At 38.8% G+C, this 16088-nt stretch carries 12 protein-coding genes; 6 read left to right on the top strand and 6 right to left on the bottom strand.

The window, feature by feature from the left end; genetic code table 11:
- Window positions 1-35 precede the first annotated feature (35 nt).
- Together B1C82_RS09605 and B1C82_RS09600 are read left to right on the top strand one after the other, a co-directional pair.
- Window positions 36-287, top strand: a complete 252-nt coding sequence (locus B1C82_RS09605; protein ID WP_086447373.1) for a cation transporter dimerization domain-containing protein — start codon at window positions 36-38, stop codon at window positions 285-287.
- 62 nt (window positions 288-349) lie between these two features.
- Complete coding sequence (locus B1C82_RS09600; RefSeq protein WP_199775767.1) at window positions 350-910, top strand: LOG family protein; 561 nt, start codon at window positions 350-352, stop codon at window positions 908-910.
- Here the strand turns inward: B1C82_RS09600 and B1C82_RS09595 are convergent, their stop codons facing one another.
- From B1C82_RS09595 to B1C82_RS09580, 4 genes are read right to left on the bottom strand one after another with little or no spacing between them, the layout of a single operon-like run.
- Complete coding sequence (locus tag B1C82_RS09595) at window positions 911-2008, bottom strand: ankyrin repeat domain-containing protein (protein ID WP_086447371.1); 1098 nt, start codon at window positions 2006-2008, stop codon at window positions 911-913.
- On the bottom strand, window positions 1978-3000 hold the full coding sequence (locus B1C82_RS09590) for an AEC family transporter (RefSeq protein WP_086447370.1): 1023 nt from the start codon (window positions 2998-3000) through the stop codon (window positions 1978-1980). Before B1C82_RS09590 ends, B1C82_RS09595 begins: the two co-directional genes overlap by 31 nt.
- 34 nt (window positions 3001-3034) lie before the next feature.
- The gene (locus B1C82_RS09585; RefSeq protein WP_086447369.1) at window positions 3035-4219 is read right to left on the bottom strand and encodes a M23 family metallopeptidase; all 1185 of its coding nucleotides are present in this window, start codon (window positions 4217-4219) and stop codon (window positions 3035-3037) included.
- The gene (locus B1C82_RS09580) at window positions 4219-4848 is read right to left on the bottom strand and encodes a DUF2889 domain-containing protein (protein ID WP_086447368.1); all 630 of its coding nucleotides are present in this window, start codon (window positions 4846-4848) and stop codon (window positions 4219-4221) included. Before B1C82_RS09580 ends, B1C82_RS09585 begins: the two co-directional genes overlap by 1 nt.
- A gap of 117 nt (window positions 4849-4965) precedes the next feature.
- Between B1C82_RS09580 and B1C82_RS09575 the strand changes: the two genes are divergently transcribed.
- Window positions 4966-5763 (top strand): SDR family oxidoreductase, encoded by a 798-nt coding sequence (locus B1C82_RS09575; protein WP_086447367.1) that lies wholly within the window; start codon window positions 4966-4968, stop codon window positions 5761-5763.
- A gap of 7 nt (window positions 5764-5770) precedes the next feature.
- Here the strand turns inward: B1C82_RS09575 and B1C82_RS09570 are convergent, their stop codons facing one another.
- Together B1C82_RS09570 and B1C82_RS09565 are read right to left on the bottom strand one after the other, a co-directional pair.
- Window positions 5771-7093 (bottom strand): formylglycine-generating enzyme family protein, encoded by a 1323-nt coding sequence (locus B1C82_RS09570; RefSeq protein WP_086447366.1) that lies wholly within the window; start codon window positions 7091-7093, stop codon window positions 5771-5773.
- Window positions 7094-7189: 96 nt separating this feature from the next.
- Window positions 7190-9790: a response regulator gene (locus B1C82_RS09565; protein WP_086447365.1), complete on the bottom strand. Its 2601-nt coding sequence runs from the start codon at window positions 9788-9790 to the stop codon at window positions 7190-7192.
- Window positions 9791-10014: 224 nt separating this feature from the next.
- On the opposite strand from B1C82_RS09565, the gene B1C82_RS09560 reads away from it, so the two are divergent.
- The 3 genes from B1C82_RS09560 (at window position 10015) to pheT (ending at window position 16085) form a co-directional block, all read left to right on the top strand.
- Entirely contained in the window at window positions 10015-10719 is a 705-nt protein-coding gene (locus tag B1C82_RS09560) for a 7-carboxy-7-deazaguanine synthase QueE (protein WP_086447364.1), read from the top strand.
- A gap of 2 nt (window positions 10720-10721) precedes the next feature.
- Window positions 10722-13559: a DEAD/DEAH box helicase gene (locus tag B1C82_RS09555; protein ID WP_086448544.1), complete on the top strand. Its 2838-nt coding sequence runs from the start codon at window positions 10722-10724 to the stop codon at window positions 13557-13559.
- Window positions 13560-13679: 120 nt separating this feature from the next.
- Window positions 13680-16085, top strand: coding sequence for a phenylalanine--tRNA ligase subunit beta (gene pheT, locus B1C82_RS09550; RefSeq protein WP_086447363.1), 2406 nt, complete (start codon window positions 13680-13682; stop codon window positions 16083-16085).
- The last annotated feature ends 3 nt before the right edge of the window (window positions 16086-16088 follow it).

The raw sequence follows: 16088 nt of genomic DNA, 5'->3' as shown, positions 1-16088 counted from the left end.
AGGAAGTATTTTCCTAAAATCGAAAGTTTTGAGGTATGCCTTTCGACTTTTCGGATGAATACAAAGAGACTCTCCAAAATATTCTCTCGGATCGGTTCTCTCAGGTTTCTAAGATCTATGATATAAAAGCCAGATCCATGGGGGAAAGGAAATTTCTTGAGTTCCGATTGGAATTCAAAAAGGAAATCCAATCCACTGAATATCCTAAGATTTTGGGATCATTACTAGACGATCTAAAGCAAGAATTCCCTTATACAGAGATCATCATTTATCCGAAACAAGGATAGGTTTAGAATCTTTCCCGCTCATATTCTCAAATCAGGTTGCCAAACCTAATTCAAAATCGATCCTGACCCAGATGAAACCAGCCATTTGCGTATTCTGCGGTTCCAGACCTGGCAAGGAACCTCGTTATCTTCAAGCCGCAGTCTTCTTAGGACATCTAATGGCTTCAGAAGGAATAGGGCTGGTCTATGGTGGAGCTACCTCCGGTTTGATGGGGGCTGTCGCTGATTCCGTTTTAGAAAAAGGCGGGACTGTAATAGGTGTTCTTCCTGAGTTTCTTACGAGTAAAGAAATTGCTCATAAAGAAATTACGGAACTGATCTTAGTTCCAACCATGCATGAAAGAAAACTACTGATGTACGAAAAGTCCATCGCGTTCATTGCTTTGCCTGGGGGAATTGGTACCTTAGAAGAATTGGTAGAAGTTACTTCTTGGAATCAGCTTGGAGTTCTTTCTAAACCGATCGGAATATTGAATGTAAACGGGTTTTTCGATCCATTATTAAAACAATTAGATCATATGGTTGAAGAAGGGTTCTTAGATTCTCAAACTAGAGAATGGATAGAAGTTAGTGCGGATCCGGAAGAACTTTTCGAAAAGATCATCAAAAGAAGTAGGATCTAATTATTTTCCTTCTTCTGGATTTAGGAATTGTTTAAATATCTGATGTAACGCTGGGCTTTCAGAAGCTTCTGCAAGCGCTAATGGAGAATTACCCTCCTTATCTGTAGAATAAGGAGAAGCTCCATTTTTCACTAATAATTCAATCAAATCTGTTTTTCCGGATTTTACAGCCAACAGTAATGGTGTGCGACCAAGCATGTCTCGTACTTCGGCCTCGTAACCATTGCTTAGGATTTTTTCCACAGTATCTGTTTTTCCTTCAGAAGAAGCTCTGAATAAGAGAGTGATCGTGGCCTTGTTAATGACCTTCAAAGTATGATGGAATTTCATTCTGTCGGCTTCTTCCTTGGCGGTTTTACCGCTTAGATTCTTGGCCAAAGGATCGGCGCCGAGGTTTAATAATCTTTCTAGGCATTCTACGCTATCATATAGAGCGGAAAGAAGAAGAGGAGTATTTCCATCTTGGTCCTTATTCTCCATTAAAGAACGTACTTCTTTATTCTCCGAGAATAGGTCTAGTATTTCATAATCATTATGAAGTGCGGTGAGATGAAGAATTGTACGTCCTTCTGAGTTTTTCTTTTTAGGATCTGCACCTTTCGATACCAGATATTCCGCGATCTCTAAATGGCCCATATCTACTGCGAGTAGAAGAGGAGAATAACCTTCTCCATTTCTGGATTCTATATCTGGAGGATGATTTGGAAGATCGAATAGCATCTCTACTAATTCTAATGTTCCGGAACTGATTGCCCTTGTTAATGGAGTGTTTCCGTCCATGTCCCTGAGTTCTGGATCAGCTCCATAATCCAAGAGTATGGTGGTGAGTTCTGTATTCTCAGATTCTAATGCGAGAAGTAGCGCAGTCTCTCCTCTGGAGCTTGTCTCATTCGGATCGGAGCCATACTCTACTAAAAGATTTGTGGCTTCTTTATTTCCTTCTTTGATGGCCCAGTACAAAAGTCCACAGCCGTACGAATCTCTGAGTTCAGGGAATTCTTCGGCGAAACCATCTCTAGTCGCCGCCTCTGATAATAAGGCGCGAAGGGTTCCGTTGTTACCTGTCTTTACTGCCCGAAAAAGATCGTTCCAGTCCACGCCTGATTCTCCAGGAGGTAATACAATCCTAAGGTCGTTAGAAAAGAAAGCGGTATTCCAATTCCAACAAGGGAAACAGCGAGTCTTGGTGTAAGTCCCCATTCTGCTGCAAGAAGACTTCCCGTGATCATGGGAGCCATTGCAGACTCCATGATTAGAATCTTAAAGTTTCTGAGAAAATTTTCGCCCATATTTTTTTCTGAATAATGGAAGAATGTTCCGAAACAAAGCCAGACCAAGATTGGACCAATTATAAGTTTAAATACTAAGCCGAATAACAAAGGAATTCTTATCCTAAAAGAATCGTCTGATCCCCTCTTGGGATTTTCGGCATTTAGATCTTCGGAATTGATTCGAATGGTACCAGGAAGTTGGTATCCTACTGAAAAAAGAGCAAGTGGGATGAGGGTATCTCCGATCCTTGAGATTGCTGACTCAAGCTCTGGAGGAACTGAAAGAGGGCGAGAGCCCAAAGAAACGAGTAATGCTAAAAATGGAGGGAATGTAAATAATGTCTTCCAAAGAGATGATTTGGTTTCTGAGAGTTGGAGTGCATGTCTTGCCTTGGTTCCTAAATAAGTTCCTGGAATAGCAAGAGTTAGAAATGTTCCTAGTTGGTCTATGATCAGAACTGTAGGAAGTCCCTCTTTAGAGTAATAAGACTCGATGAGTGGAATTCCTAAAAAAGAAGTATTTCCGAGTCCGGCAGAAAGACAAAGACATATGATTGTACTTTCTTTCCAATTTAGAAGTTTTCCCAAAAAGCTGAAAAATAAAAATCCGAATCCAAAAAGCACCCAAGGCATTGCCGCGAATGTTAAGAAGTTCCCATCTAGTGAAGCATGACGTAGAGGGCCAAACTCCATACAAGGAAGGGAAACTGAAATGATAAATGAATTGATAACCTTATGAGAATCGGCAGGAAACTTTCCTTTTGTCCTGATGAGTATTCCGAATAGAAAACAAAGTCCGATTACTACAAAATTAGACATGGATCGATCCTTTTCACCCGAAAGCGAATTTAGGTCAAGGAAGGATTTGTAGGGATCTTTCCCCTATTTCTTTTTCTTCTAGATAGAATTTGATCTTATACTTCCCAACGCTCAAAATAGGCTGCATTTCCCAAGCTTCGAAATTGATCCCACTGGGGATTTTTTCCTGAAACGTAAAACTTACTTTTTTCGTTTTTACGGAAATGAATTCCGCCTTAAAAGTATAAGGCCCTGATTTATAGATCGGGATCGAAAGATAAAATTTACGTTTTGTCTGAAGTTTATCAGGACAAAGGGAAGTTTTGTCTGGATCAGGAAAAGAATGACTGATACAGAATTCTTCCATGTTTGTGATCGGAAATCCTGGAGGAGTTTTTCCGTCTGGGGTCCAGTAAGCATTCTCCTCGCTTAAGTATTCTTTTTCTCCGGATTCAGTTTTGAATAATGTAGCGAAACTTTTTTTCTTCCGATTCTCTTCCGGTTTATAAACTTCGAAATGTAAATGTGGCCCTGTGCTGAATCCTGTATTTCCGGAGAGTCCGATTTTTTGTCCTGCAACTACCTTATCTCCTGGCTTTACGAATACACCGTTTTGTTTTAGATGTCCATAGATTGCGACTGTACCGTCTGAATGTTCTATCACAATTCGGTTTGCTTTATCTATGAGTTTAGGATCTCTTCTGCCTTCCGTAAATTTATCTTCTGTTTCTACTACGATCCCGTCTCTGGCCGCTAAAAGTGGAGTTCCATCTGGGAGAACAAAGTCCAGAGAATAAGCTCCTCCGCCTTTATGTTCTTCTCCGCTATTATAACCTACTGAGATCCAAGACTTTCCTTCGTAAGGAAGAGTGTATACGTAGGTCTCATCATGTTTTGCGGATAAGTCTCCATAATAGGCCACTGCCAATATCGCTACCGAAACGGGAGTCTCCGTATTCTCTTTCTTTTTGAAGGTCAGTACCTTCTTCTTTTCTGAATTGTTTAATACGAAAGAGATCGGGCTTTGAGGTTCCGTTTCTATATTAGAACCTTCGATTGCAGTATAGACCGTGATATGTGTTCCTGGAAACAGGTTTTTGGCTTGGAGATAAACTGAAGTTTCTTCGTTTTCCGTTTCTATCGAAGAGCAAATATTCTTTTTATCACAGTTCTGAATAACATCTGCAAATATAGGGCAGAAGCAAATGGATAAAATGAATATCAAGAAACTTCGGATCATTACTTTCCTCTGGCACTTCTGAATTCTTTTACCATCAAAGAAGTAATACTATCAAGAGGTTTTACTTGCTCTTTCAGTTCGGAAGTTTCATGTCTATCTGAGAAACTATAGCAAGAGTTTCGGACACCTTTGTCTTTCATCCACCAATGCCTTCCGATCTCTCTTCTGGATTTCGGATCTAAATCGCCTTGGTACATTCTATACTCATCCCATTCAGGTGGGAAATTTCTTTCCTTTAAGAAGAATGCATACGCAGAAGAAAAACTTTGGGCGGCATTTTGAAGAAGTTCGTTTATGTGAAGGCATCCCATCGTTTTATCTTCGGGAAATTTTCTCATAATTTTATTATAAGAGATATCCTCTCCAATTAAATAGGAATATGTTTTGATCGCATGAGGACAAGTTTCGTAAGGAACCCTATCTTCCTCTACATCCAAATCCATAATTTTCATCGTGGCCAAGTTTACTAACATGTACAAAGTCATATCATGGTATGGATCTCTTTGGCTAACTTCTATCAGGCAACTCGGAGGACTTTCTTCCGGAAACCAATAGTATCTACTCTCATACCTGCGCTGGAAACCACAGTCTTTGTATCTGATCTTTTGTTTTAATTGGGAAAGTGCCATACATTCTCCTGGTTCCTTTTTTTCCCTAAGAGATAGACCTGAAAGAATTTTACCGTGTTTTGATTTGCTTTTTTACCATTCTTACCTATTCTTCTACCTACTTTTACGGATTTTAGGATGGGGTCATTTTTTCAAGATAAGGTTTTTTTAGTAACAGGGGCAAGTTCCGGGATAGGTAGAGCTCTAGCATCCGAGTTGGAAAAAGAAGGTGCTTTTGTCGGGGTAATCGCGAGAAGAAAAGAACCCCTTAAGGAGCTAAAACTTGCGGCTTCTCATCCGGATCGAATTTTCGTTTTTCAAGCGGATGTAATGTCCGAATCAGAATTGAAAAAAGTAGTAGAGGAATTTCGCAAAAAGTTCAAGAGAATCGATGGCTTCATTCATAACGCAGGAATTTCGATGAGAGGAACTGCTGCGGAGACGGATGTAAAAATTTTCAGGTCCATAATGGACACGAATTATTTTCCTTTAGTATTATTGTATCGTCTTTTGGAATCTGATCTTCGCCAAAGTGAAGGACATGTGGTGGCGATCTCTTCTATCCAGGGCAAGTTTGCGACACAATTGAGATCTGGATATGCAGCAAGCAAACATGCAATGCAAGGATTTATGGATAGTATCCGACTGGAAAATGTCAAAACGGGTATCCACGTTATGACTGTATGTCCTGGCTTTGTGAAAACTGAGATTTCAGTAAAGGCGTTAGAAGGAGATGGAACTCCTCATGGAATTATGGACGAGGGGCAGAAGAACGGATTAGAGCCGGAAGCCGTTGCTAAAAAGATCTTAAAAGGGATAGAGAAAAGAAAACGGGAAATCATTCCTTCTAAATTGAAGGAAAAATTCGGTTATTTCTTAAGCAGAGTTTCGCCCAAAACTTTGGATAAAATTCTTGTTAAAGTCAGGATTTCTTAGATAAATCTCAGTTCTTCACTTCTGTGATGAGTCTGAGACCTGCTTTTCTATCATTTAATAGATTCGGAATTCCTCCGAAATCTCTTGAATAAGCTTTAGCTTCTTCTTTGGTTCCAGAATAAGAGCCGCCTCGGATTACTTTCAAATGTTTTCCGAATCTTCCAGTGTTTGGTCTATGTCCAGGATAAGGGAGATAAGGAGAGCTAGTCCATTCCGCCACGTTACCGCACATTCCGATTGCACCGTAAGGGCTTTGACCTTTGGAAGGGAGTTCAAACACAGAGATTGTTCCTCTGCCTCCACTTTCTCTAGTATTACATAGTGCAGAATCGAATTCGTTTCCGAAAGGATAGTCTTGTGGTTGAGAGATAAATTCATAACTCTCGTCTTTCAATAATCTCCAAACAAGTCCTGTTCCCCTGGCTGCCTTCTCCCATTGCCATTCACTTGGGATCTTTTTTCCTGCCCATTTAGAATAAGCTTCTGCTTCTCTATAAGTTAAGTTGGTTACGGGGTGATATTCTTTTCCTCTGGGAAAAGTTCCATTTTCCCAATGAGGCGGAGGAGGGGTTCCAGTTTCTTTTAAGAATTTATTATATTCTTTATTTGTGACTTCGTATTTATCAATATAAAAAGAAGGAATTTCTTCCAAGCTGCTTCTGTCGGGAATTCCGAATTTAGGATTATAACTATCATCTCCAGGATCGGAGCCTTGTCCATATAGGAAATATCCCATATGCTCGTATAAGATCTTTCCATTGGATTCGTAACCGGTATGAACAAGTACCATTTCTTTTCCATCTTTAGGATGAAGAATGTTTTTAGCTAAATGATTTCGGACCACGTCTGTGGCATCAAATTTAGAAGGATCCTGATAGAATGTTTCTTCTCCATAGGCTCCGATTAAAAGTCCAGCGCTGATCAATCTTGCAGGTTTTCCTTCCGCTACTGAAAAACTTCCTCTCAGTTCGATGGAAACTGGTTTTGTGAGTTTTCCTACTTTTCCAAATTCTACTTCTATATTCTCAACTTGGAAGGAACCTATTTCTTCCATTTTAGGTTTTCTGAATAAAGGTAAGTTTGTTTTTTCGCTCAGAATTCCTCTAATCTCTTCTTCGGAACGTTCTGCAAAGTAGGAGTTCCTTCCAATTTTAATTTTTGCTTTTCCTTTGTTTCTATAAACGGAAAGAACTTCCCCAGTCCAAAGCACTGTTTTTCTAGTATCAGAAGAGGAAGAAGTAGTTTCTTTTTCTTCTTGGCTTGTCCCTGTTTCTGAAAATAGAAAAAGTAAACCGAATAAGATGAATATAATAGTTCTGGTTCTGGACATAGAAGAGTGAGGTCCTCTAGACTTATAGATCGGCAAAAATCGTATTTTTTGGATGGTTTTTTATAGTTTCAAACAGGCAGAAATCGGTGATAGAACTTAGGCTTTAGACTTAGGAAATAGAGTATTTCCCGCCTTTCTCATAACATGGACCAGCTCTTCGAATACAATTGGCTTGGAGATATAATCGTTCATCCCGGCTCTTAAGCATAGATCCCTGTCTCCTTGCATTGCGGCTGCGGTCATTGCAATGATATAAGGTTGAGATTCCAGAGGCCAAGTATTTCGGATGACTTGAGTCGCTTGTAGCCCATCCATCTCAGGCATGTGAACGTCCATAAAGATCAGATTGATCTTTCTTTCTCTTAGGGCGATCAAAGCTTCTTTTCCATTTGGAACAATAAGTGGCTCGAATCCTAATTTTTGGATTATCCTTTTTGCCAAAGTTTGGTTGATTTCATTATCTTCTGCCACCATGATTTTGAACGGAAATTGAGAGCTTAAAATTTCTTTTTGGCTGGCCAAATACGAAGATCTTGTATTTGCCTTTGCTTTAGTTCCACTTTCTCCTTCGGCTAAAATTTCAGTTACGATCCTTTCTATATCTTTTTTCTTAACTGGTTTACTTAATTCTCCGGAGAATAATTCTCCGGCGATCTCTCTGTCTTTTGGATCTAGGAAAGAAGAAGATAATAGTACCAATGGAAAATGAAAATTTCTTTTACGAATTTCCTGAGCAATTTCGATTCCCGTATTTCCTGGAAGATTATAATCTAAGATCCCTAAGTCCGGCATAATATCTAGATCAAGTAGATTTAATGCTTCTTCCTTTGATTTAGCGGAGAAAGTTATGAGGCCTAAAATTTGCAGCTGGTAGGCGAGGATACGTAAATTGGTAGAATTATCATCCAGTATAAGAACTTTCTTATTTTCTAATTCTGAGTTTGCTGCTTTTTCTTTGATCTTTGCCTGATTGTTTCCTTCTACCTGGATATAAAAGGAGAAGGTTGTACCGATATTTAATTCACTCTCTACCCAGATAACTCCACCCATCATTTCTATCAAACGAGAAGAGATAGAAAGCCCAAGTCCTGTTCCTCCATATCTTCTGGTGGAAGATGTGTCAACTTGGTAGAAGGGTTGGAATAGTTCCTTTTGTTTTTCGGCAGGAATTCCAATCCCTGTGTCCCTAATTGCAAATAGGATCGTATATAGATTACCTTCTAATTTAGAAACTTCTGCAGATAAAAAGATCTCGCCTTGTTCTGTGAATTTTAATGCGTTACCGATCAGATTAATAAAGATCTGTTTTAAACGTAGACTATCACATAAGATCCGATCAGGCACATTGGGATCAAGATAGTAGACCAGATCGATTTGTTTTTGGGCCGCACGAGATCTGAATAGGTCCAAAACTTCTTCGATGGTTTCGATGACCGAAAATTCTCTGATTTCGAGAGATAAAGTTCCGGATTCAATTTTAGAATAATCCAAAATATCATTGATGATATTGAGTAGACTTTCGCCACTTTTTTGAATGATCTCAGCGTATTCTTTTTGTTCCTTATTTAGATTGGAATCGATCAGTAGTTCAGTCATCCCAATTACTCCGTTCATCGGAGTCCTGATCTCATGGCTCATCATTGCCAAAAATTCCGACTTAGCGCGGTTTGCTTTTTCAGCTTCTTCTTTTGCTTTTTTGAGATCGTGTTCGTAGTTTTTACGAACAGAAATGTCTGTGAATAATCCACAGACAGAGTAAACTTCTCCTTCTAAATCCACCAAAGGCACGATTACACAATAGAATGTCTTTTCTTCGTCCGAAACTACTAAGTCCAATTCGAAATCTAAGGGACCTTGTTTTTCCAAAGATTTAGCGATAACGGTAGAAATGAACTGCGCCTTCTCTTCTCCGAAAAGATTTTCTAAGGCCATGTCTTGTCTTTTGTCTTTGCTTCCCAGAAATCGATTTGCAAATACTTGGTTATGGAATAGAGCTCTTCCTTCCAAGTCCATCATACAAAATGCAGATGGTAGATTGTCCAAAATGGAAAGTAGCCTGGATTCACTTTCGATCAATCTATCAGTGATCCTTCTCTTCTCTTTGATATCCTTTTTGACTGCGAAGGACCCATAACCTACTACAAGAAAAGAAACTATGACTAAAGTAAGCAGAGAATAAGCAACCCTGGTTCCTCTTAAAGAATTGGTAGCGTTTCTGCTATTCAGCAGCCTCAATTCTTCTTCCTGCATATTATTTAGAAGCTCTGCGATCTCTATCAGAATGATTCCTTTTTTAGATTTGAAAGAGATGGGTTGTTTTTCCGCTGTTGCGATTAGATTGTAAATTCCCAGTATCCGAACTTGCTGGATCTGGTTATCCTTGGTGAGATTTTGTAGGATCTTAATTTCACTCTTTAAATTGGAGAATAAGGATCTTGTATTATCAGATGCTACGTCTTCCGTATATGCGTGCGCGATCCCGATCTCTCTAGTGATACTTTTACATTGGTCTATCTCTTCGATGACTGTAAATGTATGTTCTATCAAAACTCCAGCGTCCTTTAGCTCTATCATTCCGTACAAACTGATCAAACTTGCGATGATCAATAGTAAGGTAAGAGAGAAAAAACCGATCAGCACTTTCCATTGCAAGAATTGAGATTTTTCTTTGATTTTTTCTAAAAAGGAAAATTTCATGAAGGACGTTCTAACACTTTTGAAACATTAAATTGATTTCAAAAAGGCTTCCAAATTTATTACACGTACATAGGTCTTTCAACAAGCTTTTTTCGGGATTTTGATAGCCCCATCTTGACTGGATCGGGCCAAAAATCATTCTGGTATTCTAATAAACGGTTTTTTCTGGATTATACTAGGGAAAGCCGGTAAAAATCTTGTACCTTGGAGAGCGATTCATTAGTATGAAATCCGTCGTTCATGAAATTTATCTCTCTGTTTCTGGAGAAGGAATTTCAACAGGTTTGCCTACGATTTTTGTCCGGTTCGCGGGATGTTCTCTCAGATGCGGAATGGATGGAAATCGCAAACTTTGGTGCGACACTCCGTACGCTCTTTCTCCGAATGCGGGGAAACAAATGGAGTTAGAAGATGTGATCTCAGAGATAGGATCCATTTCTTCTTCTCCAACACAAATACTTCTGACGGGCGGAGAACCATTAGAAAATTCGAATAGGATTTTCAGCCAAACATTGGCGGAAAAATTGAAACAGTCCAGACAAGTTTCGGGGATGTATACTAGGGTGAGGGTGGAAACAAATGGGGCGGAGCCGATCTCCAATTTGGAAAATATGGTTTTTACCCTGGATTACAAACTCCCCGGTTCCGGAATGGAAGACAAAATGATCACGGAGAATTTAGAATTTGTCCGGGACAGAAACGATAATTTGGATGAGATCAAATTCGTAATTAGAGATAGAAAGGATTTTGATAGAACTTTGGAAGTGATAGACGGTTTTAAATTAAAGGGAAATCTTCTGGCTTCTCCTGTATTCGGAGAGCTTGCTCCCGAAATCCTTGTAGATTGGATTAAAGAAAATAATAGAACGGATCTGCGTCTTTCTTTGCAGACCCATAAATATATTTGGGGAGAAAAAAGGGGAGTTTGATCTTGGACTCTACTTTGCAGCTCAGTCTAGATTTCGAATCCGATTCCTCCAGCGGGTTCAGAGGGGATTCCTGTTATCTCAAGGATGAACCTGAATTAGGAATTGGAAGGATAGAAAGTTCCGACTCTGGAAAATTCCAGATCTATTTTCCATCTTCCGATACCAGAAAGACCGTTTCTGAAAATTCGAACAGACTGAAAATTATAGGATCTTATCCAACCGCATTCACCGAATCTTTTGCTGATCCAGAATTGCTCGATCTAAGCTTACAAGCATTCGAGTTAAAACTTACTCATGCCTACGACAAACTTTCTGCATTATCCAATTCAAGGACTAGACTTCTTCCTCACCAGATAGAATCCACCTTCGTGGTTGTGAATTCTCTTCGACCTAGATTCATTTTGGCCGATGAGGTGGGATTAGGTAAAACGATAGAAGCTGCCTTGGTCATGAAAGAACTTATCTTTCGAAGAGGCTATAAAAAGGTTTTGGTCGTGGCTCCTTCTCCGCTACTTGTGCAATGGAAACAGGAATTAAAGAATAAATTTAACGAAGACTTTGAGATTGTTAAACGTAGGAACTTCTTAGCGAGCGGTGAGAAAAACTGGAAAAATTTCAAACATGTAATCACTTCTGTAGACTTTATCAAAAACCCTAAATATGCAGAAGAGATCCTAAAAACAAAATGGGATATTGTAGTTTTTGACGAGGCACATCGTTTAAGAAGGGATTATCATAAAGTCACTCGAGCCTATTTATTTGCAGAGAAGATCGCTAAAAAATGTGAATGTTTGCTTCTTCTTACCGCAACACCTTTTAGAGGAAAATTAGAAGAGCTGTATTATTTGGTTCACCTAGTAGATCCGAATTTGCTCGGGCCTTATCATACTTTTATAAACGATTATGTACTTGGAAATAAGAGTGGCTTAAAAGAGAAAATCTCCAAAGTACTTTTACGGCGTAGAAAAGTAGAAGTAGGTGGATTCACCAAAAGATTTGCCAAAACAGTTAAAATAGAATTATCCGATGTAGAAAGACAATTCTACAACGAGACAACGGAATATGTTCGTAGAGAATATAATCTCGCGATGAGAACCCAAAACAGGGCGATCGGATTTGTGATGATCGTATTCCAGAAATTATTAGATTCTTCTGTATTTGCACTTCTTTCTGCATTATCCAAACGTAAGTTTATGTTGGAAAATAGACTCCATCGTTTACAGGCAGTCGGCAATAAATTAGAAGAATGGGATTTGGACGAAACGGAAGGAGTCGAAGACTTCGTTTCCGATCTGGATGAATCTGCTCCTTCTGATCTTGCAAATCTTAGAAGAGAATTATTATCTTTAAACAGGCTGATCCTTTTAGGAAAGAAGATCAAAGAAGACCGCAAAAGTCAGAAATTAAAAGAGACGATTGCAAAGCTCAAGAAAGAAGGGCATCCAAAATTTATAATATTCACTCAGTTCAGAAGTACTCAGGACTTCTTGGCTTCTACTTTGTCAGAATATAAGGTCACATTATTTCACGGATCTTTAAGCGCGGATGCAAAGGAAGAAGCAATTTCCGAATTTAGAAAAACCTCTGAGATCTTGATCTGCACGGAAGCAGGCGGAGAAGGGCGTAACCTTCAATTTGCAAACGTACTATTCAATTATGATTTACCTTGGAGTCCTTTGAAGATTGAACAAAGGATTGGAAGGATCCATAGATTCGGCCAAAAGGATAATGTATTTATTTTTAACTTTGCTTCCAAGGACACAGTTGCAGAGAGAATTTTAGAAGTCCTATCCAATAAGATCAAACTTTTTGAAGAGTCTATCGGAGGCTCAGACGAGTTACTTGGGGCGATCGAAGACGAGTTGGATTTTCATTCCAGCTTCATGAGATTCGTTACTGGAAATAAAAAGTTAAAAGAAGTAGAAGAGGAAATCGATCAAAGGATCAAGATTGCCAAAAAAGGTTTCGAAAAACTGGGCTCATTGGTCACCCCTAAATTATTGGATTTCAATCTGGAAGATTATTATAAGACCACTCTACAAGAAAGATCTTTTACGAACCAACACTTAGAAACTTTCTTTGTTCGATATGCAAAGAAGTATTCTGATAGACTGAACTTCAAACTTAAGACCTTAAAACCTCAAGTCTATGAATTGGATGGAGTAAATTACAAAGGTAAGAAGGCAACATTCAATTCGGAACTCGCACTAGCAGATGATGGATTGGAATTTTTGGCATTCGGTCATCCTTTGATAGAGGAAGCAGTCCAATCCTTTTTGAAAGATAGGTCCGGTTGGAAAGTAGGATTTTATAGAGCTTCTGGTAACTTCATATATTTCGTATTTATCGTAGAGTTCAAATTTTCCTTAGATAGAAAAGAATTGTTCGTAGTGGAAGTGAACCGACGAAGTGGAAGCTCCAAGGTGTTAGAAAATCTTCCTGATACAGTTAGAGAGAATAGATTCAGATCTACTGAAACTGACCTACCTGATGATACCGAAAAATATTTTGTAATCGCATGTGAGACCTTGGAACTTGCATTAGAAGATCGAAAAAAAGAATTATACGAACAAACCAAAGATCTATTCCAAAAAGAAGAGTATAAGATCCGAAACAGCAACCAAAATACACTCCGTCAGTTAGAAGAAAAACTAATGAGACAAGAGGCTGCTTTCAAATGGGAAGGAAGACCCGAAAAAAAATCCGCAATGAATCGAACTAAAAACGAGATCCATAAAGTAAAAGAGGATTTCGAAGTAGAATTGAGAAAGGTAAAAGTGGGAAAAGAGATCCACCATCGTTTCGAACTTTTCCAAGCCTATCTTCCCAGTTCAGTCTGATCTAAATAAAGGGCCTACTCAAACCTTTTAGATCTCTGTTTTTACTGCTGGACACTAGCCCCCTCTATCCGCTTTTGTTAAACTACTCCGCCAGATATTCGGCCTTAGGAGACAGTTTACGTGAAATTATCCCTGGATTGGATTAACGATTTTACCCCTATCAAGGATGTGTCCCTCGAGGATGTCCTAAAAAAAATTGCAGCTTCCATATGTGAAGTGGATGGGGTAGAGGATTATTTTTCTCACTTAGAGAAGGTCGTTTTAGTTAAGATTGAATCCTTAGAAAAACATCCTCAGGCAGACAAACTCCAAGTCGCTCAGGTTTCTGACGGAAAAAATAAGATCCAGATCGTATCGGGTGCTCCTAATTTAAAAGTAGGAGACTTGGTCCCATTAGCTGTTCCAGGGGCAGAGTTAGGAGATAAAAAAATCCTAGAGTCAGAACTTCGTGGAGTAAAAAGTTCCGGTATGCTTTGTTCTGAAAAAGAGTTAGGTCTTTCAGAAGAGGATGTAGGTGTTATGATTCTGGATGATCCGGAAGCAAAACCTGGTCAGAACTTAAGAGAGTATTTCGGATTCAGAGATACTATTTTAGATATTGATAATAAATCAATTACACATCGCCCGGATCTATGGAGCCATTTCGGATTCGCAAGAGAACTTGCCGCCCAACTAAATCTACCGATCAAGTTGAATCCTTTCGAAACGAACTGGGAATTTTCCAAAGATGTAATATCTCCAAAGGTAAAAGAAACAGAATACGCGCATTCTTATTATTCTTCTTCGATTGAAGGAGTTCAGATCAAACCTTCTAACAAAACTGTTCGTTCTCGTTTAAAAAAATGCGGAGTGAGAGTGATCAATAATGTTGTCGATGTTTCCAATTACTTATTATTAGAAGCGGGGCAGCCTACTCACTTCTTTGATTCTGATAAATTATCCGCTCAAGGTGGGATTGAATTAGAGGTAGATTATGCGAAGAAGGACGAAAGTTTTCCTCTTTTAGACGAGACTGCTCCTAAACTCGATCCTGAAATATTGATCATTCGTAACTCTAAAAAAGGTGTGGCGATTGCAGGTGTGATGGGCGGAGCGGATACTGCAGTGGATTCAAATTCCAAAAAAGTAATTTTAGAATCTGCAGTTTTTCCAAGAGAATTTGTTCGTAAATCTATTCGTAAAACGGGAATTCGTTCCGAATCTTCTGTTCGATACGAAAAAGGTCTCGAAGCGACAACTACTCTTCCTATTATCAAAAGAGCATTAAATCTTTTAAAAGAAAATGGATGTCCTGATTTAAAGGCGAGCTTGCCTGCAGGATACATTCATACCGCTGATAAAAAAGTAGAGATAGAGGTCAGCCTTGGTTTCTTGAACAGAAAATTAGGCACAGAGATCGATCAAACTATATCTGATAAAATCCTTAAGCAACTTTCTTTTTCCACAGAATGGAAAGGAGATACTGTAAAGGTTCTGGTTCCTAAATACAGGCATAATTACGATATCACCATTCCAGAAGATATAGTAGAAGAGATAGGCCGTACTTTAGGATATGCATCTATTCCCGTTCGTCCTTTGGCCTCAGATGTAAAACCTCCTAATCGTAATTTCTCTCGTGAGCTGGAAAAACATCTAAAAAGGACCTTCTCGCAGAACCTAGGATATAACGAAGTATTCAATTATTCTTATGCTTCCTTTAAGGATAATTCTTTCGAAGAAGAAGTGAAAGATTCTATTAAGATCTTAAATGCAATGCCGGATGAGCAGGCATATCTAAGGACTTCCTTATATCCTTCTCTTTTGAAAAATATCAGACTCAATGGAGATCGATTCGAGAAATTGAAAATTTTCGAATTTGGTCGAACATATAAAAAAGCAGAAGAACCTTTTAATGAATCCAAATGGTTTGTTTGGGCAGTATCTTTCGGCAGGAAATCTAATGAGAAGGATCTAAATGTTTTAGAATCCGATTTCCTGGAAGTCAGGACGGGTGTCGAAAAAGTATTAAGGCATTTAAACCTAAGAGAGATCGAATGGAAGATAGAAGAAAAAGGATATTTCCACCCCAAGGCTTCTCTTTCCTTATTCGTTTCCGGCAAAAAAGTTGGAGAGTTGGGATACGCTCATCCTGCTGCTTTGGATTCTGCGGATATTAAAAAGAGAGTCATCTTAGGTAGATTCGAATTTGCTTCTTTGTTAGAAGTTTGGACCCAAGAACGTAATAAGAATTATTTTGTTCCTCCTTCTCATTTTCCTCAGACAGAGATCGATCTTTCTTTAGTGATGGATTTGAATGAATCTTCTTCAAAGTTCAGCGATGCTGCATTAAAAGAAAAATTCCCTGAATTGCAGGATGTAAAAGTTACCGTTGTGTTTACCGGCGGTAATCTTCCGGAAAACAAAAAGTCTGTTTCTTATAGATTCAAACTTTTAAGCCAGGATAAGAACTTAACTCAAGATAGGATCAAAGAGATCACGGATCGTTTGATACAGATCGCAAATTCTTCAGGTTATCCTCTTCGTTAGATT

The sequence above is a fragment of the Leptospira venezuelensis genome (assembly GCF_002150035.1).
GTDB classification, from domain to species: Bacteria; Spirochaetota; Leptospiria; order Leptospirales; family Leptospiraceae; genus Leptospira_B; species Leptospira_B venezuelensis.
This window is presented reverse-complemented; position numbering and strand designations above follow the sequence as displayed.

Coding starts and splice junctions, on each gene's coding strand:
- B1C82_RS09585 (WP_086447369.1), bottom strand. CDS start 4,219: ATGATCCGAAGTTTCTTGATATTCATTTTATCCATTTGCTTCTGCCCT.
- B1C82_RS09580 (WP_086447368.1), bottom strand. CDS start 4,848: ATGGCACTTTCCCAATTAAAACAAAAGATCAGATACAAAGACTGTGGT.
- B1C82_RS09560 (WP_086447364.1), top strand. CDS start 10,015: ATGAAATCCGTCGTTCATGAAATTTATCTCTCTGTTTCTGGAGAAGGA.
- B1C82_RS09605 (WP_086447373.1), top strand. CDS start 36: ATGCCTTTCGACTTTTCGGATGAATACAAAGAGACTCTCCAAAATATT.
- B1C82_RS09565 (WP_086447365.1), bottom strand. CDS start 9,790: ATGAAATTTTCCTTTTTAGAAAAAATCAAAGAAAAATCTCAATTCTTG.
- B1C82_RS09570 (WP_086447366.1), bottom strand. CDS start 7,093: ATGTCCAGAACCAGAACTATTATATTCATCTTATTCGGTTTACTTTTT.
- B1C82_RS09590 (WP_086447370.1), bottom strand. CDS start 3,000: ATGTCTAATTTTGTAGTAATCGGACTTTGTTTTCTATTCGGAATACTC.
- B1C82_RS09575 (WP_086447367.1), top strand. CDS start 4,966: ATGGGGTCATTTTTTCAAGATAAGGTTTTTTTAGTAACAGGGGCAAGT.